Source organism: Streptomyces sp. R44, assembly GCF_041053105.1.
In the GTDB taxonomy this organism is placed as follows: domain Bacteria; phylum Actinomycetota; class Actinomycetes; order Streptomycetales; family Streptomycetaceae; genus Streptomyces.
Map to the genome: position 1 here is coordinate 2,743,573 of NZ_CP163444.1, position 21,799 is coordinate 2,765,371.

The following is a 21,799-nucleotide window of genomic DNA, read 5'->3' on the forward strand; positions in this document are numbered from 1 at the left end:
GTATGGGTGATGTGCTGGCCGGAATTCATGCCACCTGGGAGCTCGAGAGCGACGCCCTCGTCATCCGCTTCGATCGGGGGATCCGCACGCCGAAGCTGTTCTCCGCGCTGCGCGAGAGACGGGTACCGCACGAGGCGCTGGCGTCGGTGACGCTCACGCCCGGCAAGCGGGGCACCGTCGTGCTGCACGCCGTGCCGAGGCCGGGCGCCGATCCGCTGATGGAGGCGGCCGCGGGGCAGCTCAAGGAAGGCAGCGATCCGTACCGCCTGGTCCTCCCGGCGGAGCGCGAGACGCTCGCCGAGCAGTACCGGGACGAGCTGCGGGCGCTCCTCGCGTCGCATCCGGGGGCCGCGGGGGCCGCCGGGTACGAGGACGAGGTGTACGACGCCGGGGGTGTCGCGCCCGCCGAGCGGTTCCTGGTGGCGCCGCCGTCGGGGCCGCAGTCCTTCAAGGCGTACGACGGGAAGGCCAGCTTCGACGGGACCTCCGAGGTCGCGTTCCGCTGGTCCTGGACGGGGGCGTCGACGGAGAAGTGGCGGTCGGGCGATCAGGTCTTTCCCGTACGGGACCTCTGCGGGGTCGAATGGCGCTCGCCCGACGGCGTCGACGGGTACCTGCGGCTGGTGCCGCGGGGCGGCGGCCACGGGCCCCGGTCCGAGCGGCCCGATCAGGACCCGGCGTGCGTCGTCTTCGGCCGGTACGGGCCGGTGTACGAGTCCCTGACCTTCGCCGCCTCGGTCCTAGCCGCGATCCGGGGCAAGGACCGGACGCCGGTGCCCGTGCCCGTGCCTGTGCCGGTCGCGGCGGCGGGGGATCCCGGGGCGGTGGCTGAAAGGATTCGGCATTTGGGGGAGCTGCATCAGGCGGGGCTGGTCACGGATGCGGAGTTCTCGGCGAAGAAGGCGGAACTCCTGGCGGAGCTCTGAGGGGGCGGGCCTCGCGCGGTGCTGGGCTCGCGGCCTGGTGGGCGGTGACCACCCGCCGTGTGGGCAATCGTCCCGCTGGGCGATGGGGGTCCCCCCTGGTCGAGCGAAGCCGAGAGCTTGGGGGAGGGTGGGCACACGGGACGGCGCCCTCCCGCGGCGCCTCCGCCTTCCGTGCCCTGACCCGCACCGCGTGGCACCGAGCTGGTGGTGCGGGTTCGGGCGCGTAAGCCTCTGGCGCCGGCAAGGCGCGGGTCCGTTGTGCCCACCCGTTCCGCCCCTTGCGGAACGCCTGCCCACAACGGGGGGGGTCATACCCCGGTATCAGGTCTCACCCCGCTCCCCGGTATGACGCCCGGGCGTGGGGGTGCTGCCTACGCTGAGGGCGTCATGGGTATCGAAACGCGGCCCGAGCCGCCCACCAGTTTCCCGTCAGTCGTCCGGGTGCGTGAGATGTTCCAGGGGCTGGGGGGCGCTCTCACCACCCCGACCACCCCGGGCGCGCCGCTTCTCGCGGGTGCCTCGAAGCGGTGGGTGCGACTGCTGCCGTACGTCGTCGCCCTGGCGTTCAGCGCCGCGCTGCTCCCCTCCACCGTCCTGCTCCTCATCAACGACTACGGCGTCAACGGCGCCCTCGCCGGCGCCCTCGGCACCGCCCAGGCCGCGCCGCTGCTCCTCGCCGTCACCCGCCCCCTCCAGGCCTGGTGGATCGTCTTCGCCGCCGATGTGCTCGGCGCGCTCGTGCTGCTCGGCTCGGACGGTGCCCACGCGGAGATGTGGCCGTGGACCCCGCCGGTCGTGATCGGCTACTGCGCCCTCATGGTCGCGCTCGGGCTGCGCGAGTCCCGCCGGGCGCTGTTCGGGGTGTGGCTGGCCACCGGCGTGGCGGGTTTCGTCCTGGAGGCCTTCCGGCCCGCCGGGCAGACCAGCCTCCACGTCCTGCTGCTCGTCCTGAGCGGCGTGCTGCTGCTGCTCACCTCTGCGGTCCGCGCCCGTGGGGACGCGCAGCGGCGGCTCGCCGAGCAGGAGACCATCAGCGAGGCCGAGCGGGCCCGCCGCACCCTCCTTGAGGAGCGGGCCAGGATCGCGCGCGAGCTGCACGACGTCGTCGCCCATCACATGTCCGTGATCACCGTGCAGGCGGACTCGGCGCCGTACCGCATCCCCGAGCTCCCGGACGCGGCCCGCGAGGAGTTCACCTCGATCGCGGCGAGCGCGCGGGAGTCGCTGGCCGAGATGCGCCGTCTCCTCTCCGTCCTCCGCAGTGACGGCAGCGAGGGCGAGCGCGCCCCGCAGCCGGGCCTCGACCGGGTCCAGCAGCTCGTCGAGGCGACCGTACGCGCGGGCGTGCCGGCCGAGCTGCGGCTCGCCGCCGACCTCGGGGACCTGCCGCAGGCCGTGGACCTGTCCGCGTACCGGATCGTGCAGGAGGCCCTGGCGAATGTGGTGCGGCACGCGCCGGGGGCCTCGACCCGTGTCTCCGTACGGGCCGATGACGGGTGGCTGACCGTTCTCGTCGTCAACGGGCCGTCCCTGGAGGAGCGTTCCGCCGTGGAGCGGGGCGCCCTCGGCACCGGGCACGGGCTCGTCGGCATGCGGGAACGCGTACGGTTGACCGGCGGCTCCCTGGACACCGGGCCGCTGCCGGACGGCGGCTTCCGGGTCGCGGCCCGGCTTCCCCTGCGTACGAAGGACACCGAGTGACCATCCGCGTGATCATCGTCGACGACCAGGCCATGGTGCGGGCCGGTTTCGCCGCGCTCCTCGCCGCGCAGCCCGACATCGACGTGGTCGGCGAGGCGCCCGACGGGCGGCAGGGCGTGGACGTGGCACGCTCGACGCACCCGGACGTGGTCCTGATGGACGTGCGGATGCCGGAGCTGGACGGGCTCGCGGCCGCCCGGGAGATCCTGCACCCGCCGGCCGGGGTCACGCACCGGCCGAAGGTGCTGATGCTGACCACCTTCGACGTCGACGACTACGTGTACGAGGCGCTGCGCGCGGGCGCGTCCGGCTTCCTCCTCAAGGACGCGCCGCCCGCCGACCTCATCGCGGCGGTACGGGTGGTGGCGGCGGGCGAGGCGCTGCTCGCGCCGTCCGTGACCCGCCGTCTCATCGCCGACTTCGCGGCCTCGCGCCCCGCGCCCCGCCGGGACACCACGGCGCTGCGCCTGAACGGGCTCACCCCGCGCGAGACGGAGGTCCTGGAGCTGATCGCCCGGGGCCTGTCGAACCAGGAGATCGCGGACAGCCTGGTCCTCGCCGAGCAGACGGTGAAGACCCACATCGGCCGGGTCCTCGCCAAGCTGGACCTGCGCGACCGGGCGCAGGCGGTGGTCTTCGCGTACGAGTCGGGCCTGGTCACCCCCGGCGCCTAGCCGGCAGGACCGGGGACGCCCCCCCGGCCTGGTCACCCCCGGCGCCTAGCCGGCAGGACCGGGGACTCGCGCCGGCACCCGGGGGAAAACCCCACCCTCCACCGGGTGTTGGCTGCTCCTCCACCCCCTACCCAGGTATCGGACGGGAGTTGGCTCCCCGGGGTGACGTGCCGTCACCCACCCCCTTCCTACCTTCCTCTCGCCAACGACGAGAGCGAGGGAGGGCGGGCCGATGCGCCGCTTCACGAGGACCCTGATCACCGCGGCCGTGGTGACCGGTGTGATCGCCGGGACGGCCGGCTGGGCGTCCGGGAACAGCCAGGAGGCCGTGACCGGGGCCCCGGCCGGGACGGCGGCGTGGCGGGCCGCGGGGCTGCCCGACCCGGAGCGGATGGGCCCGGCCGAGGTCGCGCGGTTCTTCGCCGGGCTGAGTCCCGTACGCCGGCACGAGCTGGCCCGGACGCACCCGACGGTCGTCGGGAACCTCGACGGGGCGCCCCTGGAGCTGCGGTACGAGGCCAACGCACGGTCCGTGCCCGGGCAGTTCGGCGGTGCGCGGGTCCTCGCCCACGATCCGCGCGGCCGGGGGCAGGTGGCCCTGGTCTACGGGGACCTGGCGCGGGCCGAGCACGTGGCCGTGATCGTCCCCGGCTCCGACATCGACGCGGGGCACGTCGAGCCGCTGGCCGACATGGCGACCGAGCTGCGCCGGGCGACCGGCGGCCGTACGGCGGTCGTCGCCTGGGCCGGGTACACGACGCCCGTCGGTGTCGGCCTGGACGCGGCCACCGGCCGGCTCGCCGAGGCCGGGGCGGAGCGCCTGGCCCGGTTCACGGACGGTCTGGCGGCCGTGGGGGCGGCCGAGCCGTCCCTCTTCTGCCACAGCTACGGCTCCGTCGTCTGCGGTCTCGCCGCCCACCGGCTCAAGGCGAAGGACCTGGTCGTCTTCGGCTCCCCCGGGATGCGCGCCGAGAACGTCGACGAGCTCGGCACCTCCGCCCGGGTCTGGGCGGCGAAGGATCCCACCGACTGGATCGACCGGGTCCCGAACGTCGAGCTCGCGGGGCTCGGGCACGGCGCCGACCCCACCGACCCGGCCTTCGGGGCGCGCCGGATCCCGGCCGCGGACGCCGCCGGACACGGCGGCTACTTCGCGCCCGGCACCTCCTCCCTCCGTGCATTCGCCGCGATCGCCGAGGGGGACGTCCGATGAAGACGCTCGTCGCGAAGATCGAGTCCTCCACCCCCGCCCACCGCGACCGCGCGATCGACGGGCTCCGTGCCCTCGCGCTGCTCGCCGTGCCGACCGGGCACTGGCTGCTCGGCGGCTTCACGCTCTCCTCCGACGGCGCGATCCACAACGCGAGCCCGCTCGGCACGTTCGCCGGTCTCGCGCCCGTCAGCTGGGTCCTTCAGATGCTGGGGATCTTCTTCCTGGTCGGCGGTTACGCCTCGGTCCTGTCGTACCGGCGGCGCAAGGGCTCCACGCGCGCGTGGCTGGGCGGCCGGCTCGCCCGGCTCGGCCGGCCGGTGCTCGGGGTGACCGCCGTGTGGGCGGCGCTGCTTCCGGTGCTGCACCTCGGTCTCGGGGTGCCCGTGGACACGCTGCGGACGGCGTCCACGCTGGTGGTCCAGCCGCTGTGGTTCGTCGGCGTGTACACGGTGGTCACCGCGCTGACGCCGCTGTGCGTGCGGGCGGCCCGCCGTCTCGGGGTCTGGGCCGCGGCGCCGCTGCTCGGCTCGGTCGCCGTCGTGGACTTCCTGCGGTACGGGCCGTACGCCGACGCCGTGCCGTCCTGGCTGAGCCTGCTGAACATCCTGCCCGGCTGGCTCTTCGCGTATCAGCTCGGTGTCTCGTGGGGCGAGGGCCGGGTCGGTCGGCGGCACGCGTGGGGGCTGCTGCTCGGCGGCGCCGCGCTCTTCGCCGCCCTGCTCCTCGTCTTCGGCTACCCGGCGTCGATGGTCGGCGTGCCCGGTGAGGCCCGCACCAACTCGCACCCGCCGTCGCTGCTGGTCCTCGCCCTCGCCGCCGCGCAGAGCGGTGCGGCGATCCTGCTCCGGGACCGGCTCGGCCGGTTCCTGAAGCGGCCCGCGGTGTGGGCGCCGGTCGTCGTGGTCAACCTGTCCGCGATGACGATCCTGTGCTGGCACCAGACGGCGATGCTCGCGGCCGCGATCCCCGCCTCGTACGCCGGCGAGGTCGCGGGTCTGGTCGGCGCGCCGGACTCGGTCGGCTGGATCCTGGCCCGGCTGGCCTGGATGCCGGTCTTCGCCGGTCTCCTGGTCCTGATCGGCCGGTACGCGCGCGTCTTCGAGTCCCCGTGGGCGAAGACCGGGCCGGCCCGACGCACCCTGGCGGGTCTGCTCGCGGCGGGCTTCGCGGTCTTCGCCCTGGGGCTGGCCTAGGGCCTGGCTGTCAGACCTCCCGGGCCGCCGACGTGGAGCTCATGTCGGGGTAGCGGTCGCCCGCCACCAGGCCCGCGATCGGCTCCAGTTCGGCCAGTTCGGCGGTGGTGAGGGTGATGCGCGTGGCGGCCGCGTTCTCCAGGAGGCGGGAGCGCTTGCGGGTGCCGGGGATGGGGACGACCGTGAGGCCGTGCACGGCGGCGCGCTGCTGCACCCAGGCGAGGGCGATCTGCGCCGGGGTCGCGCCGTGGGTGGCGGCGATCTTGCGGACCGGGTCGAGGAGGGCGGCGTTCCGCTCGGCGTTCTCGCCGGTGAACCGGGGCTGGTACTTGCGGAAGTCGCCGCCCGAGAGGTCCTTGCCGGCGTCCGCGAACGCGCCGGTCAGGAAGCCCCGGCCGAGCGGCGAGTACGGCACGAAGGTCACGCCGAGCTCGGCGGCGGCGCCGACGGCGCTGCGCTCCACGTCCCGGGAGAAGAGCGACCACTCCGACTGCAGGGCGGCGATGGGGTGGACCGCGTGGGCCTCGCGCAGCTCGGGTCCGGTGACCTCGCTCAGGCCGAGGAAGCGGACCTTGCCCTCCTGGACGAGTTCGGCCATGGCGCCGACGGACTCGGCGAAGGGGATCCGCGGGTCGCGGCGGTGCATGTAGTAGAGGTCGATGACCTCGACGCCGAGGCGGCGCAGGCTGTCCTCCGCGGCCTTCTTGATGTACGCGGGGTCGTTGCGGACCCCCCGGTAGGTGGGGTCGTCGGCGCGGCGCTCTATCGCGAACTTGGTGGCGAGGGTGACCTCGTCGCGGTGGGCGGCGAGGAAGGGGGCGAGGAACTCCTCGTTGGCGCCGCTGCCATAGATGTCGGCGGTGTCGATCAGGGTGACGCCGGCCTCCAGGGCCGCGTCGAGGGTGTCGCGGGCGGCGGCCTCGTCGGTGTCCCCGTAGAACTCGCTGATGCCCATGGCGCCGAAGCCCTGGACGCCGATCTCCGGTCCGTCCTGGCCGCCGAGACGTACGGTGTCGATCCTGGTCACGCTGGTCATGAAGGTGTTCCTCCGCATGCGGTCCCGTAATGGCTGATCTTGATGTCGAGCACGGCGAGCGTGTCCTGGAGCTCGGTGATCCTGGTGAGGACGTCGCGCCGGGTGGCCTCCAGGAGCTCCCGTCGCGCGTCCCGGGTGTGGTCGCCCTCGCGCACGAGCTCGGCGTACCTGACCATGTCGGCGACCGGCATTCCGGTCAGCCGCAGCTTGCCGACGAAGGCCAGCCAGCCGAGGTCCTTCTCGGTGAAGCGGCGCTGTCCGGTGTGCGAACGGTCGACGTGCGGCATGAGGCCGATCCGCTCGTACCAGCGGAGGGTGTGCGCGGTGAGTCCGGTGATGGCCGCCACCTCACTGATCGTGTAGCGGTCCTTCCCGGCAAGCCCGGTCGTGCTCTCGATCACGCTCATGGGCCCCACGCTAAAACGTTGGAGTGCACTCGAAGCAAGTAGGCTCGGCTCCATGCAGAGCAGCGTGCCGAGCCTGGCGTCGATCGAGAACTGGCCCGTCCCCACCGCGGCGGCCGCCGTCGTCCGCGCGGACGGCACCCTGGCCGGGTCCCACGGCCCCACCGGGCAGCGCTTCCCGCTCGCCTCCGTCACCAAGCCGCTCGCGGCGTACGCCGTCCTCGTCGCGTACGAGGAGGGGGCGATCGACCTCGACGAGCCGGCCGGGCCCGAGGGCGCGACCGTCCGCCATCTCCTCGCCCACACCTCGGGGCTGGCCTTCGACGAGAACCGGGTCATGGCCGCGCCGGGCACCCGCCGGATCTACTCCAACACCGGCTTCGAGGCCCTCGGCGACCACGTCGCCAAGGCCACCGACATCCCCTTCGCCGAGTATCTGCACCAGGCGGTCCTGGAGCCCCTCGGCATGGTCTCGACGACCCTGGAGGGTTCGCCCGCGAAGGACGGCGTGTCGACCGTGGACGACCTCGTGCGGTTCGCCGCCGAGGTGCAGGCGCCGCGGCTGCTCGACGCGCGGACCGTCCTGGACGCGATGACCGTCACGTACCCGGGTCTGACCGGCATCCTGCCCGGTTACGGGCACCAGAGGCCGAACGACTGGGGCCTGGGCTTCGAGATCCGCGACGGCAAGTCCCCGCACTGGACGGGCGCGAGCTCCTCGCCGCGCACGTTCGGGCACTTCGGGCAGTCCGGCACGTTCCTGTGGATCGACCCGGACGCGCGGGCCGCGTGCGTGGCCCTCACCGACCGGCCCTTCGGGCCGTGGGCGGTCGAGGCGTGGCCGCCGTTCACGGACGCGGTGCTCGCGGACCTGCGCGGGGCCTGACCAGGGCCTCAGGTCTCGCAGCGGGTCGCCGGGAGCGTACCGTCGGTGCCCATGATGCTCACGTCCACCACGCCCCCGTCGTCCTCGGCGTACGCGGCCGTGCAGACCAGCTGCTGGACGGCCGCGTCCGACAGGCCCGTGACCGGGAACGGCGACCGGAGCCTGATGACCCGGCGGCCCTCCGGGTTCAGGCCCTTGACCTGCTCGGCGTACGGTGGCTTCTCGGACTTCGGGAGTGCCGTGGTCAGGCCTGCCGCGGTGTCGGCGTCGCCGGGGCCGGCGAGGAGCGCGGCGAGCACCCTCTCGGCGGCGAACGGGTCGCCGTGCTTGTCCCGCGCGTGCCCGGAGCCCTCTCCCTGGGCCTTCCGGTCCTGGGCCCATTCGGAGCCGCCCGAGGCGAACGTCGGGTCGGGGACCGGTGGTTCGAAATCACGGACCACCGGGACCGGCCGGCCGTCCGGCCCGAGGAAGTAGAGCACCATCCGGAACTCGGGCTGCGGGACGACGACGACGGTCGGGGCGCCGCCCGCCTCGACGACGTCGCTCTCCTGTATGCCGCAGGCGGCGAGCGACACCATGCCGAGCACGGCCGCGACGGCGGTGGTCCGGCGCTTCACAGTGGCATCCGTACGGTGAAGACCGCCCCGCCCGCCGGGTGGTTGGCGGCCCGGACGGTGCCGCCGTGCAGCCGGACGTTCTCCAGGGTGATCGCCAGGCCGAGGCCGCTGCCCGCGGAACGGGTTCTGGCCTGGTCCGCCTTGTAGAAGCGGTCGAAGACGTGCGGCAGGACGTCCGGGTGGATGCCCGGCCCCCGGTCGGCGACCTCCGTCACGAGCTCGTCCCCCTCCGCGTACAGCCTGACCGTCACCGGCGCGGCCCCGTGCCGCAGGGCGTTGCCGACGAGGTTGGCGACGACGACGTCGAAACGGCGCGGATCGAGCCGGGCCCTGATGCCCTCCTCAAGGTACGGGACGACCTGCGCGGGATCGGTCCAGTGCCGGTGCTGGAGGGTCTTGCGGACGCAGTCGGCGGCGTCGACCTCGTCGGTGTGCAGCTCGGCGGCGCGCGCGTCGAATCGGGAGATCTCCATGAGGTCCTCGACGAGTACGGCGAGCTTCCCGGTCTCGGTGCTGATCAGCCGGACGGCGCGGGCGGTGTCGCTGTCGAGGCTCCCGGCGTCCTCGTCGAGGACCTCGGTGACCGCGAGCATGCCGGCGAGCGGGGTGCGCAGTTCGTGCGAGACGTCGGAGGCGAAGCGGCGGGCGCGGGCCTCGGCGTTGCGGAGTTCCGTGACGGAACGTTCCAGCTCGGCGGCGGACTCGTTGAACGTGCGGGCGAGATCGGAGAGTTCGTCCCTGCCCTTGGCGTGGATGCGGGTGTCGAGCCGGCCCCGGCCCATGCTGTGGGCCGCCTGCCGCAGTTCCCGTACGGGGCGGAGCACGCTGCGGGAGGCGATGAGGGCGGGGATCAGGGCCACGGCCAGGGCCGGGAGGGCGCCGTCGCGGGCTGCGGTCACCATGGCCTCGATGTTCGCCTCCTCGTCGTCGAGCTCCATGACGGCGTAGAAGACGAGGCCGGTGGGCTGGGCGGTGCCCTGGGTCACGTGCGTCCGGAAGACGGCGGGGACGGCCATGGTCAGGTACGGCCTGCCGTTCTTCACGACCCGCTGGAAGCTGGCGTGCGGGGTGGCCGACCGGGCCTGGGCGCGGGCCCGCAGCTCGGGGGTGATGACGGAGGAGGTGGGGCGGTCGGTGGAGGAGACGTGGACGGTGCCGTACTCGGCGTAGACGCGCCAGGGGCGGGGCTTTCCCTGGCGGGCGATGGCGAGGACCCTCTCGCGCAGGAGGGTGGTGTCGACGGGCAGGGTGGTGGTGAGCGGGTCGACCTGGTCGCGCAGGGCGGAGACGGCGGTGTTCTGGGTCTGCTCCAGGATGGCGTTGCGGGCGGCGCGGTAGGTGAGCGCGGCGGTGGTGCCGCAGCCGACGGCCGCGACGAGGAGGAAGGCGAGGACGAGGCGGGTACGGAGGCCGAAGGGGTGGGGACGGGGGCGGCGGGCACGGCGACGGGCCCGTCCGGCTCGTGGCTCGGTGCCGGGCTCCGGCGTCACGCAGGCCTTCACAGCGGACCGAAGCGGTAGCCGAAGCCGCGCAGGGTCTGGATGTAGCGGGGTTCGCCCGGGGTGTCCTCGATCTTGTTGCGCAGCCGGCGGACGCAGGCGTCCACCAGCCGGGCGTCGCCGTGGTAGCTGTGCTCCCAGACGTGTTCGAGGAGCTGCTGGCGGCTGAAGACCTGCTCGGGGGCGGCCGTGAGGTGGAGCAGCAGCTTGAGCTCGGAGGGGGCGAGGGCGAGGCGCTCGCCCGCCTTGGCGACGGTCAGGCCGGCCCGGTCGATGGCGAGCTCGCCGTGGAACTCGACGGCGGACCGGCCGGATCCCGGCTCCTCGATGCGCCGCAGCACGGCCCGTATCCGGGCCTCGATGACCTCGGTACGGGCGGGCTTGACGATGTAGTCGTCGGCCCCGGCCTCCAGGCCCACGACGACGTCGAAGTCGTCGCCGCGTGCGGTGAGCATGATGATCGGCAGCTGGCTGCTCTCCCGGACCCGGCGGCAGACCTGGACGCCGTTCATGCCGGGCAGCATCAGGTCGAGGAGCAGCAGGTCGGGCCGGAACTCCCCGAGCGCGGCGAGCCCCGCCTCGCCGGTGGGGGCGGTCCGGACGTCGTGCCCGCGGCGGCGGAGACCCAGCTCGACGCCTTCACGGACGGAGGGGTCGTCTTCTATGAGGAGCACGCGGGGCATGTGTGGAGTATCCCAAGGTCGGTACGGGCGCCCCCACGGGGCGGGGAGGGTCAGGTGCGGCGGAGCCGGTTCGCGGTCGAGGCGAGGAGGGCCTGGAGCTCCGTGAGGCGGAGGGGGCGGGAGAGGAGGGCGAAGGTCGTCAGGATCGTCGCGGCTCCCGCGAGGCCCGCGACCAGCGGCCCCGCCCCGGCCGCCAGGTCCGCGGCGAACAGGCCGTAGCCCGCCGCCGGCACGGCCGCCACGAGCAGCCGGGCCAGCGCGGGGACCGCCCCGCCCGCCGTGCCGCCGAGGCGCCGGCGCAGCACGTACGCCGTGGCGGCCCAGCCCGCCCACAGTGCGAGGGAGTACGCCGCCGCCATGCCCGTGACGGCCCAGCGGGTCGGGAGGCAGTGGTACGCGGCCAGGGAGAGGCCCGCGTTCAGGGCGGCGATGACCAGGTTCAGGAAGAACGGGGTGCGGGTGTCCCGCAGGGCGTAGAAGGCCCGGGTGCACACGTACTGGCCGGAGAGGGCGACCAGGCCCGGCGCGAAGGCCATCAGGGTCCAGGACATCGCGCGGACGTCGTCGCCGCCGGTCGCCCCGTACCCGAAGACCAGGGTCATCAGCGGGACCGCGAGGGCGAGGAGCGCGCAGGCCGCCGGGACCACCGCCGCCGCGCTGGTCCGCAGGGCGTACGAGACGTCCCGCCGGACGCCCGCGAGGTCGCCCTCGGCGGCGGCGCCGCTCATCCGGGGCAGCAGCGCCGTGACGAGGGAGACGGTGATGATGCCGTGGGGGACGGTCCAGAGGAGGTACGCGTTGTTGTACGCGGCGAGGCCCGCGCCGCCGTCCTTCACCAGGCCGCCCGCCGAGGTGGCGATCCAGCTCGTCACCCAGTACGCGCCCTGGTTCGTGAGGACGAGGAGCACCAGCCAGCCCGCGGAGCGCAGCGGGGCGGCGAGGCCGCTGCCGCGCCAGTCGAAGCGGGGCCGCCAGCGGAATCCCGCGGCGCGCAGCGAGGGCAGCAGGGCGAGGGCCTGAACGGCGATGCCGGCGGTGGTGCCCCAGCCGAGGAGGGCGGTCTCCCCGGGGGTGAGCTCGCCGCCGTCGCTGACGGCCAGGAAGAGGCCGAAGACGGTGACGGCGACGACGTTGTTGAGGACGGGGGTCCACATCATGGCGCCGAACCGGCCCCGGGCGTTGAGGACCTGTCCGAGCAGGGTGAAGAGTCCGAGGAAGAAGATCTGCGGCAGGCACGCGCGCGCGAAGGCGATCGTCATGTCCCGCTGTCCGCCCACGTAGTCGGTGTACGTGTCGACGATCAGCGGGGCGGCCAGGACGGCGACGGCCGTGAGTGCGGCGAGGGCGAGCGCGCAGAGGGTGAGGAGGCGGTCGGTGTAGGCGACGCCGCCGTCCTCGTGCTCCTTGGCGGCCTTGACGAGTTCGGGGACGAAGACTGCGTTGAGGGCGCCGCCGAGGAGCAGCATGTAGACGATGGTGGGGACCGAGTTCCCGACCGCGTACCCGTCGGCGACGAGGCCCGCGCCGAGCGCGGCGGCGACGACGGAGGCCCGGACGAAGCCGGTGGCGCGGGAGACGAGCGAGCCGGCGGCCATGAGGGCGCCGCTGCGGAGGGCGGAGGACTTCGGCTCGGGTGGTGCGGCGGTGAGCGTCGCCGTCATCGACGGGCCAGATAGGCCTGGAAGGCGCGGTACAGCGCCCCGTTGGTCGTGCCCTGCATCGGAATCTCCCACTCCCCCAGCGTCTCGACGACCTGACCGCCCGTGCCGAGCTTCCAGCGAAGCAGCCCGTGGGCGCGGTCGTCCGGATCAAGGGTGGAGGGTACCCCGCGCAGGTCGTAGACGGCGGCGCCGAGCGCGTGGGCGTCGAGCATCATGCGCCACTGGAGGGCGTTGGAGGGCCGGACCTCGCGGCGGTGGTCGGCGGAGGCGCCGGTCTGGTACCAGACGCGGCCGCCGACGGTGAGCATCGTGTGCGCGGCGAGGATCTCGCCCTCGTGGCGGGCGAGGTAGAGCCTCATGCGGCCGGGCTGCTCGGCGTTGAGGACGGCGTACTGGCGCTCGTAGTAGGCGAGGGAGCGGCCGAGGCGGAAGCCGTCGCGTTCCTCGGTGATGCGCAGCAGCCGGTAGAACTCGGGGAGGTCGGCGGCGGAGCCGACGACGACCTCGACGCCGGACTTGCGGGCCTTGCGGACGTTGCGCCGCCACTCCTGGTTGAGGCCGGTCCACAGGTCGTCGGTGCTGCGGCCGGCGAGCGGGACCTGGAAGACGTGCCGGGGCTGGGCGTCGGCGCCGTCCTCGGAGTCGCCGCCGCACTTGCGCCAGCCGCGGGCGCGCAGGCGTTCGGCGACGGCGGTTCCCAGCGGGTCGACCTCGTCGGCGAGGACGTCGGAGAGCCGGCGGCCCGCTCCGGTGCCGGCCTTGACGATGGCGGCGTTCCACCGGCGGTAGGCGGGTCCGGGTCCCATGCGGACGGCGAAGGCGCCCAGGGAGCGCAGATGGCCGAGGAGCGGGGCGAGCCAGCCGTCGAGGTCGGGGTCGGCCCAGTCGGCGACGGGCCCTTCGGGCAGATAGGCGAAGTACTTCCGGGTGCCGGGGAAGGGCCGGAGGAGGACGAGCGCGACGCCCGAGAGGGCCTCTCCTTCCCGTCCCCACCCGACCAGTTGGTGGCTCCAGCCGTCCTTCACCTGCGCCCAGGAGGGGAGTTGGAGGAAGCTGGGCCCCTCGGCGCCGGAGCGGGAGTCGAGGAACGCGCGGTACGCCTCGGGGGTCACGGGCCCGAGCCTGACCGGTCCTGCGGGGGCGCGGCGGTCGGTGGGTGCGGCCGTCACGAGCAGCGCTGACACAACGGGAGCCTCCTTGTTCCGCCCCTCGGTGGTGGGGCGCACAGCAGGCTCACAGCCGAATTCGACGGATGCGCGCGGCGATTGTGACCGGACGATGACCGTTCCGCCGCAGCCGCCGTCACAGAGGCGTCCGGCGCCCCGGGGGCGCTCGCCGGCGGCCTACAGTCCAGGACATCCCACCCTTTCTCCCTCACTCGCGGAGGTCTGCCGTGCTGCCGATACGCACATCCCGTCCCGCCCTGGCGGTCGTCGCGCTGACCGTGTCCCTCACCGCCTGCACGGCCCAGGCGGCCGACGGGGGCTCGTCCGGGGCGCGGGCCGGGGCGTCCGAGGCGGCGCCCCCGGCGAAGGTGACGGTGGTGAAGAAGACGGCCGGCAGCCCGGTGACGGTGACGGCGTCCGGCGGCACGCTCGCGGCGGTGCGGGTCGTGGACGCCGAGGGCGGTGTCCTGGAGGGCCGTACGGACGCGGGCGGTACGAGCTGGGTCTCGGACCGCAAGGCGGTGCCCGGCACCTCCTACACGGTCGAGGTGACGTCCCGTACCGCCGACGGCAAGGAGTCGACCAGCCGGTCGTCCTTCGCCACCCCGGAGCCCCGGAAGGTCAACAAGGTGACCCTGGCGCCCGGCAAGAACACCACGGTCGGCATCGCCCACCCCCTCTCGATCGTCTTCGACCTGCCGGTGACGCGGAAGGCGGACGTGGAGAAGCAGCTCAAGGTGACCACCTCGAACAACACCGAGGGTTCCTGGGGCTGGGTCAAGGACTACTCGGGTCGGGACCGGGTGGACTGGCGGCCGCGGGAGTACTGGAAGCCGGGCACGAAGGTCACCCTCGCAGCGGACCTCGACGGCACGGACTCGGGCGGCGGCTGGTTCGTACGGGACTACCGCACCGGCTTCACCGTCGGAGCGGCGCAGGTCGTCAAGGTCGACCTGGACGCACACCGACTGAGTGTCGTACGGGACGGGCGGACGGTCCGCACGATCCCCGTCTCCGGCGGCACCCCCGGCGGCGACAAGCGGTCCTGGCGGGGGACGGCCGTGCTGATGGCGAAGGAGGGCACCATCAACATGAACTCGGAGACGGTCGGCCTCGGCGACGCCTACAACAAGATGGTCAACTACTCGATGCGGCTGACGTGGTCCGGGATGTACACGCACGCGGCGCCGTGGAACGCGGCGTACTTCGGCCGGGAGAACCACAGTTCCGGGTGCATCGGGATGAGCGACGCGAACGCGGCCTCGTTCTACGCGTCGGTGAACGTGGGCGACCCCTTCGAGATCAAGGGGCGGGAGACGAAGGGGACGGTGGCCGAGGGCAACGGGTACGGGGCGTGGAACCTGAACTGGGAGCAGTGGAAGGCGAAGAGCGCCCTCGGCTGAACGGTCAGCCCAGGGCCTTGCGCCAGTCCCGCATCTCCCAGATCAGGACCTCCGCGTCGGACGTGGCGGCCAGTGCGGCTCCCCCGGTGCCGGTGAGCCGGGCCGCGTCGCCCGGCGCCAGCTCCTCGTCGCCCAGCGACACCCCGCCGCGCACCACGTGGACGTACGCGAAGTCGGCGGGCGGCACCTCCGCGGACTCGCCCGCCCCGAGGCGGTGGACGTGCAGGACCGCCCCGGCCGCCGGGAGGTCGTACGCGTCCTCCAGGTCCCGCACCACCTGGTACGACGGCTCGCCGCCCGGCGACAGCGGGGCGAGCCACATCTGGACGAAGACCAGGGGGGCGGCGCCGTCGTTGCGTTCGACGTGACGGACGCCGCCCGCCGCGCCGAGGTGCTGGAGGTCGCCGGGACGGACCACCGACGTGTGGCCGGTGCTGTCGGTATGGGTCAGCTCGCCCTCGACCACCCACGTCACGATCTCCGTGTGGCTGTGCGGGTGCTCGTCGAAGCCCGCCCCCGGCGCGAGCCGCTCCTCGTTGCAGGCGAGGAGCGCGCCGAAGCGGAGGTTGTCGGGGTCGTAGTGCGGCCCGAAGGACAGGGCGTGCCGGGTCTCGATCCCGGCCGCCGGGTCGCCCCCGGGGTAGCGCTCGGTGGCGCGCTGAATGCGTATCACGGACGTACCGTAGCCCCGACCCCGCACGCCGGCGTCCCGATAAGGCAGTCTTGTCCCCGTGCCTGAACCCGTGAACGCCGCCCATCCGCACGCCGCGACCCTGAAACGCCTCGAACAGTCGTCCGGGCGGCTCGCCGCCGGCGCCATCGCCCGCATGGACGAGACGCTGCCGTGGTACCGCGCGATGCCGCCCGAGAACCGGTCGTGGATCGGCCTGGTCGCCCAGGCCGGTATCGCCGCGTTCACCGAGTGGTTCCGGCACCCGGAGACCCCGCAGGCCATCTCGACGGACGTCTTCGGCACCGCGCCCCGCGAGCTGACCCGCGCGATCACCCTGCGCCAGACCGTGGAGATGGTCCGCACGACCATCGAGGTCATGGAGTCGGCGATCGAGGAGGTCGCCGCCCCCGGCGACGAGTCCGTGCTCCGCGAGGCGCTCCTGGTCTACGCCCGCGAGATCGCGTTCGCGACCGCCCAGGTGTACGCGCAGGCCGCCGAGGCACGGGGCGCCTGGGACGCCCGCCTGGAGTCGCTCGTCGTCAACGCCGTGCTCTCGGGCGAGGCCGACGAGGGCGCCGTGTCCCGCGCCGCCGCCCTCGGCTGGAACTCGCCCGACCACGTGTGCGTCATCCTCGGCACCGCCCCCGACGGGGACAGCGAGCTCACCGTCGAGGCGATCCGCCGGGCCGCCCGGCACGCCAAGCTCCAGGTCCTCACCGGCGTCCTCGGCGACCGGCTCGTCGTCATCGCCGGCGGCAACGACAACCCCCTCGCCGTCGCCAAGGCGCTGATCGGGCCCTACGCGCCCGGGCCCGTCGTCGCCGGCCCCGTCGTGCCCGATCTGCTCGCCGCGACCCGGTCCGCGCAGGCCGCCGCCGCCGGACTCAAGGCCTGCTCCGCCTGGCAGGACGCGCCCAGGCCGGTCCTGGCGGACGATCTCCTCCCGGAGCGCGCCATCGCCTCCGACCCTTCGGCCCGCGAGCAGCTGGTGGAGGAGATCTACAGACCACTGGAGGAAGCGGGCTCGGCGCTGCTCGAAACTCTCAGTGTCTATCTGGAGCAGGCGAGCAGCCTGGAAGGCGCGGCACGGATGCTCTTCGTCCACCCGAACACCGTGCGCTACCGGCTCCGACGTGTGACCGACGTCACCGGCTGGTCACCCTCCGATGTTCGCTCCGCGTTCACGCTGCGGATCGCCCTGATCCTGGGACGCTTGGCCGACGGAGATCCGCAGTCCTAGACTTTTGTCGAACACCAACAATTCCCCCGACGGTTCTTCGTCCTTGTCCCCACGGGCGCTCGGAGCCGTCCCCAAGAGAGAGTGTGAGGGTGCTCGTACTCGTCGCTCCCGGCCAAGGCGCCCAGACGCCCGGCTTCCTGACCCCCTGGCTCGAACTCCCCGGCGCAGCCGACCGCCTCGCGGCCTGGTCCGACGCGATCGGGCTCGACCTCGTCCACTACGGCACGAAGGCGGACGCGGACGACATCCGTGACACCGCCGTGGCACAGCCCCTCCTCGTCGCCGCCGGCCTGCTGTCCGCGGCCGCGCTCGGCGACGGGACCTCCGCCGCCGAGTCGGCGCGCGTCGCCGGCGTCGTCGCCGGTCACAGCGTGGGCGAGTTCACCGCCGCCGCCTTCGCGGGCGTCCTCGACGACGAAGCCGCGCTGCGCCTCGTCCGTACCCGTGGTCTCGCCATGGCCGAGGCCGCCGCGATCACCGCGACGGGCATGTCGGCACTGCTCGGCGGCGACCCCGAGGTCACCGTCCCGCACCTGGAGAAGCTCGGCCTGACCCCGGCCAACGTGAACGGCGCCGGCCAGATCGTGGCCGCCGGCACCCTGGAGCAGCTGGCCGCCCTGGAGGCGGACAAGCCCGAGGGCGTCCGCCGGGTCGTCGCGCTCAAGGTCGCCGGCGCGTTCCACACGCACCACATGGCCCCCGCCGTGGCGAAGCTGGAGGAGGCGGCGAAGGAGCTGTCCCCCGCCGCCCCGACCACCCGCTACGTCTCCAACAAGGACGGGCAGGTCGTCACCGACGGCGCCGAGGTCGTGGCCCGCCTGGTCGGCCAGGTCGCGAACCCGGTCCGCTGGGACCTGTGCATGGAGACCTTCCAGGCGCTCGGCGCGACCGCGCTGATCGAGGTGTGCCCCGGCGGCACCCTGACCGGCATCGCCAAGCGCGCCCTGCCGGGCGTGGCCACCGTCGCCCTCAAGACTCCCGACGACCTCGACGCGGCCCGTACGCTCATCGCCGAGCACGCGGCCGTCTGACAAGGAGTGTCGAGAAACATGTCGAAGATCAAGCCCAGCAAGGGCGCCCCGTACGCGCGGATCCTCGGTGTGGGCGGCTACCGCCCCACCCGGGTCGTGCCGAACGAGGTGATCCTCGAGAAGATCGACTCGTCCGACGAGTGGATCCGCTCGCGCTCCGGCATCGCCACCCGCCACTGGGCCTCTCCGGAGGAGACGGTCGCCGCCATGTCGGTGGAGGCCTCGGGCAAGGCCATCGCCGACGCCGGGATCAGCCCCGAGCAGATCGGCGCCGTGATCGTCTCCACGGTCTCGCACTTCAAGCAGACCCCGGCCGTCGCCACCGAGATCGCCGACAAGATCGGCGCCGGGAAGCCGGCAGCGTTCGACATCTCCGCCGGCTGCGCGGGCTTCGGCTACGGCCTGACGCTCGCCAAGGGCATGATCGTCGAGGGCTCGGCCGAGTACGTCCTCGTCATCGGCGTGGAGCGGCTCAGCGACCTGACGGATCTGGAGGACCGCGCGACGGCCTTCCTGTTCGGCGACGGCGCCGGCGCCGTGGTCGTCGGCCCCTCGGACGAGCCGCACATCGGCCCCACCGTGTGGGGTTCCGAGGGCGACAAGTCCGAGACGATCAAGCAGACCGTGCCGTGGAACGAGTTCCACGGCGGCGACGTCTCGAACCTGCCCCTCAACGAGCAGGGCGAGATCAAGTTCCCCGCCATCACGCAGGAGGGCCAGGCGGTCTTCCGCTGGGCCGTCTTCGAGATGGCGAAGGTCGCCCAGCAGGCGCTGGACGCCGCCGGCATCTCGGCGGACGACCTCGACGTCTTCATCCCGCACCAGGCGAACATGCGGATCATCGACTCGATGGTGAAGACTCTGAAGCTGCCGGAGCACGTCACGGTCGCCCGTGACGTGGAGACCACCGGCAACACCTCGGCCGCCTCGATCCCGCTCGCGATGGAGCGGCTCCTGGCGACCGGGCAGGCGAAGAGCGGCGACACCGCGCTCGTCATCGGCTTCGGGGCGGGTCTCGTCTTCGCCGCGACGGTCGTTACCCTCCCCTAGGCACACCGGATCTTCCGGTAGCCGTTTTCCTCAGTACAGACACAAGAAGGAGCGCCACATGGCCGCCACCGAGAAGGAGATCGTCGACGGTCTCGCCGAGATCGTCAACGAGATCGCCGGCATCCCCGTCGAGGACGTCCAGCTGGACAAGTCCTTCACCGACGACCTGGACGTCGACTCGCTGTCCATGGTCGAGGTCGTCGTCGCCGCCGAAGAGCGCTTCGACGTCAAGATCCCCGACGAGGACGTCAAGAACCTCAAGACCGTGGGCGACGCCGCCGCCTACATCCTGAAGCACCAGGACTGATTCGGTCCTCGCTGACTCGGTTCGCCACCCGGCGGTGGCGCCGTATTTCGACCATCACACACGTGGAGAAAGAATTCCTGTGAGCTCGACCAATCGCACCGTGGTCGTCACCGGTCTCGGCGCAACCACACCGCTGGGTGGCGACTCCGCATCGACCTGGGAAGGTCTGATCGCGGGACGCTCCGGCGTCAAGCCCCTCGAGGGCGAGCGCTTCGCCGAACTGCCCGTCCAGATCGCGGCCCTCGCCGCGGTCGACCCCGGCGACGTGCTGCCCCGCCCGCTGGCCCGCAAGCTGGACCGCTCGGCGCAGTTCGCGCTGATCGCGGCCCGTGAGGCGTGGGCCGACGCGGGCTACACCGGCCCGGCCGGTGAGGACGAGAAGATCGTGCCCGAGCGGCTCGGCTCCGTCATCGCCTCCGGCATCGGCGGTGTGACCACGCTGCTCGACCAGTACGACGTGCTGAAGGAGAAGGGCGTCCGCCGCGTCTCCCCGCACACCGTCCCCATGCTCATGCCCAACAGCCCCTCCGCGAACGTCGGCCTGGAGGTGAACGCCCGGGCGGGCGTCCACACCCCCGTCTCCGCGTGCGCGTCGGGTGCCGAGGCGATCGGCTACGCCGTCGAGATGATCCGTACCGGCCGTGCCGACGTGGTCGTCGCCGGCGGTACCGAGGCCGCGATCCACCCGCTGCCGATCGCCGCCTTCGCCAACATGATGGCGATGTCCAAGAACAACGACGAGCCGACGAAGGCCTCGCGTCCCTACGACACCGGCCGCGACGGCTTCGTGCTCGGCGAGGGCGCGGGTGTCGTGATCCTGGAGTCCGAGGAGCACGCGAAGGCCCGCGGCGCCCGCATCTACTGCGAGGTGCTCGGCCAGGGTCTGTCGGCCGACAGCCACCACATCGCGCAGCCCGAGCCGACCGGCCGGGGCATCGCCGCCGCGATGCAGAACCTGCTGGACTCGACGGACCTCAAGCCGTCCGAGGTCGTCCACCTCAACGCGCACGCCACGTCGACGCCGCAGGGTGACGTCGCCGAGATCAAGGCGCTGCGGAAGGTCCTGGGCGACGACCTGGACCACGTCGCGATCTCCGCGACGAAGTCGATGACCGGTCACCTCCTGGGTGGCGCGGGCGGCATCGAGACCGTCGCGACGGTCCTGGCCCTCCACAACCGCCTGGCCCCGCCGACGATCAACGTCGACGACCTGGACCCGGACGTCGAGGCGGACATCGTCCGCGACGAGCCCCGCGAACTCCCGCAGGGCACGATCGCCGCGATCAACAACAGCTTCGGGTTCGGCGGCCACAACGTGGTGCTGGCGTTCCGCACCGTGTGACCCGCGACTGAACAGCGAGGCCCGCTCCCAGCACGGGGGCGGGCCTCCGCCGTACCCGCCGGACGGAGTCCGGCACAGCGTCCCGAAGCCCGCGAAGCGGTGCGAGGGGCGCACGAGGAAGAGGCCAACAGCTTCGGCTTCGGCGGCCACAACGTGGTGCTGGCGTTCCGCACCGTGTGACCCGCGCCTGAACAGCGAGGCCCGCTCCCAGCACGGGGGCGGGCCTCCGCCGTACCCGCCGGACGGAGTCCGGCACAGCGTCCCGAAGCCCGCGAAGCGGTGCGAGGGGCGCACGAGGAAGAGGCCAACAGCTTCGGCTTCGGCGGCCACAACGTGGTGCTGGCGTTCCGCACCGTGTGACCCGCGCCTGAACAGCGAGGCCCACTCCCAGCACGGGGGCGGGCCTCCGCCGTACCCGCCGGACGGAGTCCGGCACAGCGTCCCGAAGCCCGCGAAGCGGTGCGAGGGGCACGAGGAGGAAGAGGCCAACAGCTTCGGCTTCGGCGGCCACAACGTGGTGCTGGCGTTCCGCACCGTGTGACCCGCGCCTGAACAGCGAGGCCCACTCCCAGCACGGGGGCGGGCCTCCGCCGTACCCGCCGGACGGAGTCCGGCACAGCGTCCCGAAGCCCGCGAAGCGGTGCGAGGGGCGCACGAGGAAGAAGCCAACAGCTTCGGCTTCGGCGGCCACAACGTGGTGCTGGCGTTCCGCACCGTGTGACCCGCGCCTGAACAGCGAGGCCCACTCCCAGCACGGGGGCGGGCCTCCGCCGTACCCGCCGGACGGAGTCCGGCACAGCGTCCCGAAGCCCGCGAAGCGGTGCGAGGGGCGCACGAGGAAGAGGCCAACAGCTTCGGCTTCGGCGGCCACAACGTGGTGCTGGCGTTCCGCACCGTGTGACCCGCGCCTGAACAGCGAGGCCCACTCCCAGCACGGGGGGCGGGCCTCCGCCGTACCCGGGACCCCGGCACAGCGTCCCGAAGCCCGCGAAGCGGTGCGAGGGGCGCACGAGGAAGAGGCCAACAGCTTCGGCTTCGGCGGCCACAACGTGGTGCTGGCGGCACCGTGTGACCCGCGCCTGAACAGCGAGGCC

20 protein-coding genes are annotated in these 21,799 nt (G+C 73.2%); 12 read left to right on the plus strand and 8 right to left on the minus strand.

Annotation, left to right across the window (positions count from 1 at the left end; all coding sequences use genetic code 11):
* The first annotated feature begins 2 nt into the window (after positions 1 to 2).
* From AB5J54_RS12785 to AB5J54_RS12805, 5 genes are all read left to right on the plus strand, one after another.
* Positions 3 to 926, plus strand: coding sequence for a DUF4429 domain-containing protein (locus AB5J54_RS12785; RefSeq protein WP_369144045.1), 924 nt, complete (start codon positions 3 to 5; stop codon positions 924 to 926).
* 450 nt (positions 927 to 1,376) lie between these two features.
* Positions 1,377 to 2,627, plus strand: a complete 1,251-nt coding sequence (locus AB5J54_RS12790; RefSeq protein ID WP_369149309.1) for a sensor histidine kinase — start codon at positions 1,377 to 1,379, stop codon at positions 2,625 to 2,627.
* A complete protein-coding gene (locus tag AB5J54_RS12795) occupies positions 2,624 to 3,301 on the plus strand; it encodes a response regulator (protein ID WP_369144046.1) in 678 nt (225 codons plus the stop codon). The genes AB5J54_RS12790 and AB5J54_RS12795 overlap by 4 nt, the downstream gene beginning before the upstream one ends.
* A gap of 232 nt (positions 3,302 to 3,533) precedes the next feature.
* Positions 3,534 to 4,514: an alpha/beta hydrolase gene (locus AB5J54_RS12800; protein ID WP_369144047.1), complete on the plus strand. Its 981-nt coding sequence runs from the start codon at positions 3,534 to 3,536 to the stop codon at positions 4,512 to 4,514.
* Positions 4,511 to 5,707 (plus strand): acyltransferase, encoded by a 1,197-nt coding sequence (locus tag AB5J54_RS12805; RefSeq protein ID WP_369144048.1) that lies wholly within the window; start codon positions 4,511 to 4,513, stop codon positions 5,705 to 5,707. Before AB5J54_RS12800 ends, AB5J54_RS12805 begins: the two co-directional genes overlap by 4 nt.
* A 10-nt stretch (positions 5,708 to 5,717) precedes the next feature.
* On the opposite strand, the gene AB5J54_RS12810 is transcribed toward AB5J54_RS12805, so the two are convergent.
* Positions 5,718 to 6,743 carry an aldo/keto reductase gene (locus tag AB5J54_RS12810; RefSeq protein WP_369144049.1) on the minus strand — a complete coding sequence of 342 codons (1,026 nt, stop codon included), beginning with the start codon at positions 6,741 to 6,743 and terminating at the stop codon, positions 5,718 to 5,720.
* The gene (locus AB5J54_RS12815) at positions 6,740 to 7,150 is read right to left on the minus strand and encodes a MerR family transcriptional regulator (RefSeq protein WP_369144050.1); all 411 of its coding nucleotides are present in this window, start codon (positions 7,148 to 7,150) and stop codon (positions 6,740 to 6,742) included. Before AB5J54_RS12815 ends, AB5J54_RS12810 begins: the two co-directional genes overlap by 4 nt.
* A 52-nt stretch (positions 7,151 to 7,202) precedes the next feature.
* Between AB5J54_RS12815 and AB5J54_RS12820 the strand changes: the two genes are divergently transcribed.
* Positions 7,203 to 8,033 (plus strand): serine hydrolase domain-containing protein, encoded by an 831-nt coding sequence (locus AB5J54_RS12820; protein WP_369144051.1) that lies wholly within the window; start codon positions 7,203 to 7,205, stop codon positions 8,031 to 8,033.
* A gap of 8 nt (positions 8,034 to 8,041) precedes the next feature.
* Here AB5J54_RS12820 and AB5J54_RS12825 read toward each other — a convergent pair whose 3' ends face one another.
* From AB5J54_RS12825 to AB5J54_RS12845, 5 genes are read right to left on the minus strand one after another with little or no spacing between them, the layout of a single operon-like run.
* The gene (locus AB5J54_RS12825; RefSeq protein WP_369144052.1) at positions 8,042 to 8,650 is read right to left on the minus strand and encodes a hypothetical protein; all 609 of its coding nucleotides are present in this window, start codon (positions 8,648 to 8,650) and stop codon (positions 8,042 to 8,044) included.
* Positions 8,647 to 10,140, minus strand: a complete 1,494-nt coding sequence (locus AB5J54_RS12830; protein WP_369144053.1) for an ATP-binding protein — start codon at positions 10,138 to 10,140, stop codon at positions 8,647 to 8,649. The genes AB5J54_RS12825 and AB5J54_RS12830 overlap by 4 nt, the downstream gene beginning before the upstream one ends.
* A gap of 8 nt (positions 10,141 to 10,148) precedes the next feature.
* The gene (locus AB5J54_RS12835) at positions 10,149 to 10,832 is read right to left on the minus strand and encodes a response regulator transcription factor (protein WP_359516881.1); all 684 of its coding nucleotides are present in this window, start codon (positions 10,830 to 10,832) and stop codon (positions 10,149 to 10,151) included.
* Positions 10,833 to 10,882: 50 nt separating this feature from the next.
* Positions 10,883 to 12,493 (minus strand): murein biosynthesis integral membrane protein MurJ, encoded by a 1,611-nt coding sequence (gene murJ / locus AB5J54_RS12840; RefSeq protein ID WP_369144054.1) that lies wholly within the window; start codon positions 12,491 to 12,493, stop codon positions 10,883 to 10,885.
* Complete coding sequence (locus AB5J54_RS12845) at positions 12,490 to 13,677, minus strand: lipid II:glycine glycyltransferase FemX (protein WP_369144055.1); 1,188 nt, start codon at positions 13,675 to 13,677, stop codon at positions 12,490 to 12,492. Before AB5J54_RS12845 ends, murJ begins: the two co-directional genes overlap by 4 nt.
* 209 nt (positions 13,678 to 13,886) lie before the next feature.
* Here AB5J54_RS12845 and AB5J54_RS12850 point away from each other — a divergent pair, with 209 nt between their 5' ends.
* On the plus strand, positions 13,887 to 15,062 hold the full coding sequence (locus AB5J54_RS12850) for an Ig-like domain-containing protein (RefSeq protein ID WP_369144056.1): 1,176 nt from the start codon (positions 13,887 to 13,889) through the stop codon (positions 15,060 to 15,062).
* 4 nt (positions 15,063 to 15,066) lie between these two features.
* On the opposite strand, the gene AB5J54_RS12855 is transcribed toward AB5J54_RS12850, so the two are convergent.
* Positions 15,067 to 15,735 (minus strand): pirin family protein, encoded by a 669-nt coding sequence (locus tag AB5J54_RS12855; protein ID WP_369144057.1) that lies wholly within the window; start codon positions 15,733 to 15,735, stop codon positions 15,067 to 15,069.
* Between the two features lie 58 nt (positions 15,736 to 15,793).
* On the opposite strand from AB5J54_RS12855, the gene fasR reads away from it, so the two are divergent.
* The 5 genes from fasR to fabF all read left to right on the plus strand — a co-directional run bounded on the left by fasR (position 15,794) and on the right by fabF (position 20,705).
* Positions 15,794 to 16,975, plus strand: coding sequence for a fatty acid biosynthesis transcriptional regulator FasR (fasR, locus tag AB5J54_RS12860; RefSeq protein WP_369144058.1), 1,182 nt, complete (start codon positions 15,794 to 15,796; stop codon positions 16,973 to 16,975).
* A gap of 89 nt (positions 16,976 to 17,064) precedes the next feature.
* Positions 17,065 to 18,006, plus strand: a complete 942-nt coding sequence (locus tag AB5J54_RS12865) for an ACP S-malonyltransferase (RefSeq protein ID WP_369144059.1) — start codon at positions 17,065 to 17,067, stop codon at positions 18,004 to 18,006.
* A gap of 18 nt (positions 18,007 to 18,024) precedes the next feature.
* Positions 18,025 to 19,056 (plus strand): ketoacyl-ACP synthase III, encoded by a 1,032-nt coding sequence (locus AB5J54_RS12870; RefSeq protein ID WP_369144060.1) that lies wholly within the window; start codon positions 18,025 to 18,027, stop codon positions 19,054 to 19,056.
* Positions 19,057 to 19,114: 58 nt separating this feature from the next.
* Positions 19,115 to 19,363, plus strand: a complete 249-nt coding sequence (locus AB5J54_RS12875) for an acyl carrier protein (protein WP_351191550.1) — start codon at positions 19,115 to 19,117, stop codon at positions 19,361 to 19,363.
* A 79-nt stretch (positions 19,364 to 19,442) separates the two neighbouring features.
* Positions 19,443 to 20,705, plus strand: coding sequence for a beta-ketoacyl-ACP synthase II (fabF, locus tag AB5J54_RS12880; RefSeq protein WP_369144061.1), 1,263 nt, complete (start codon positions 19,443 to 19,445; stop codon positions 20,703 to 20,705).
* Positions 20,706 to 21,799 lie beyond the last annotated feature (1,094 nt).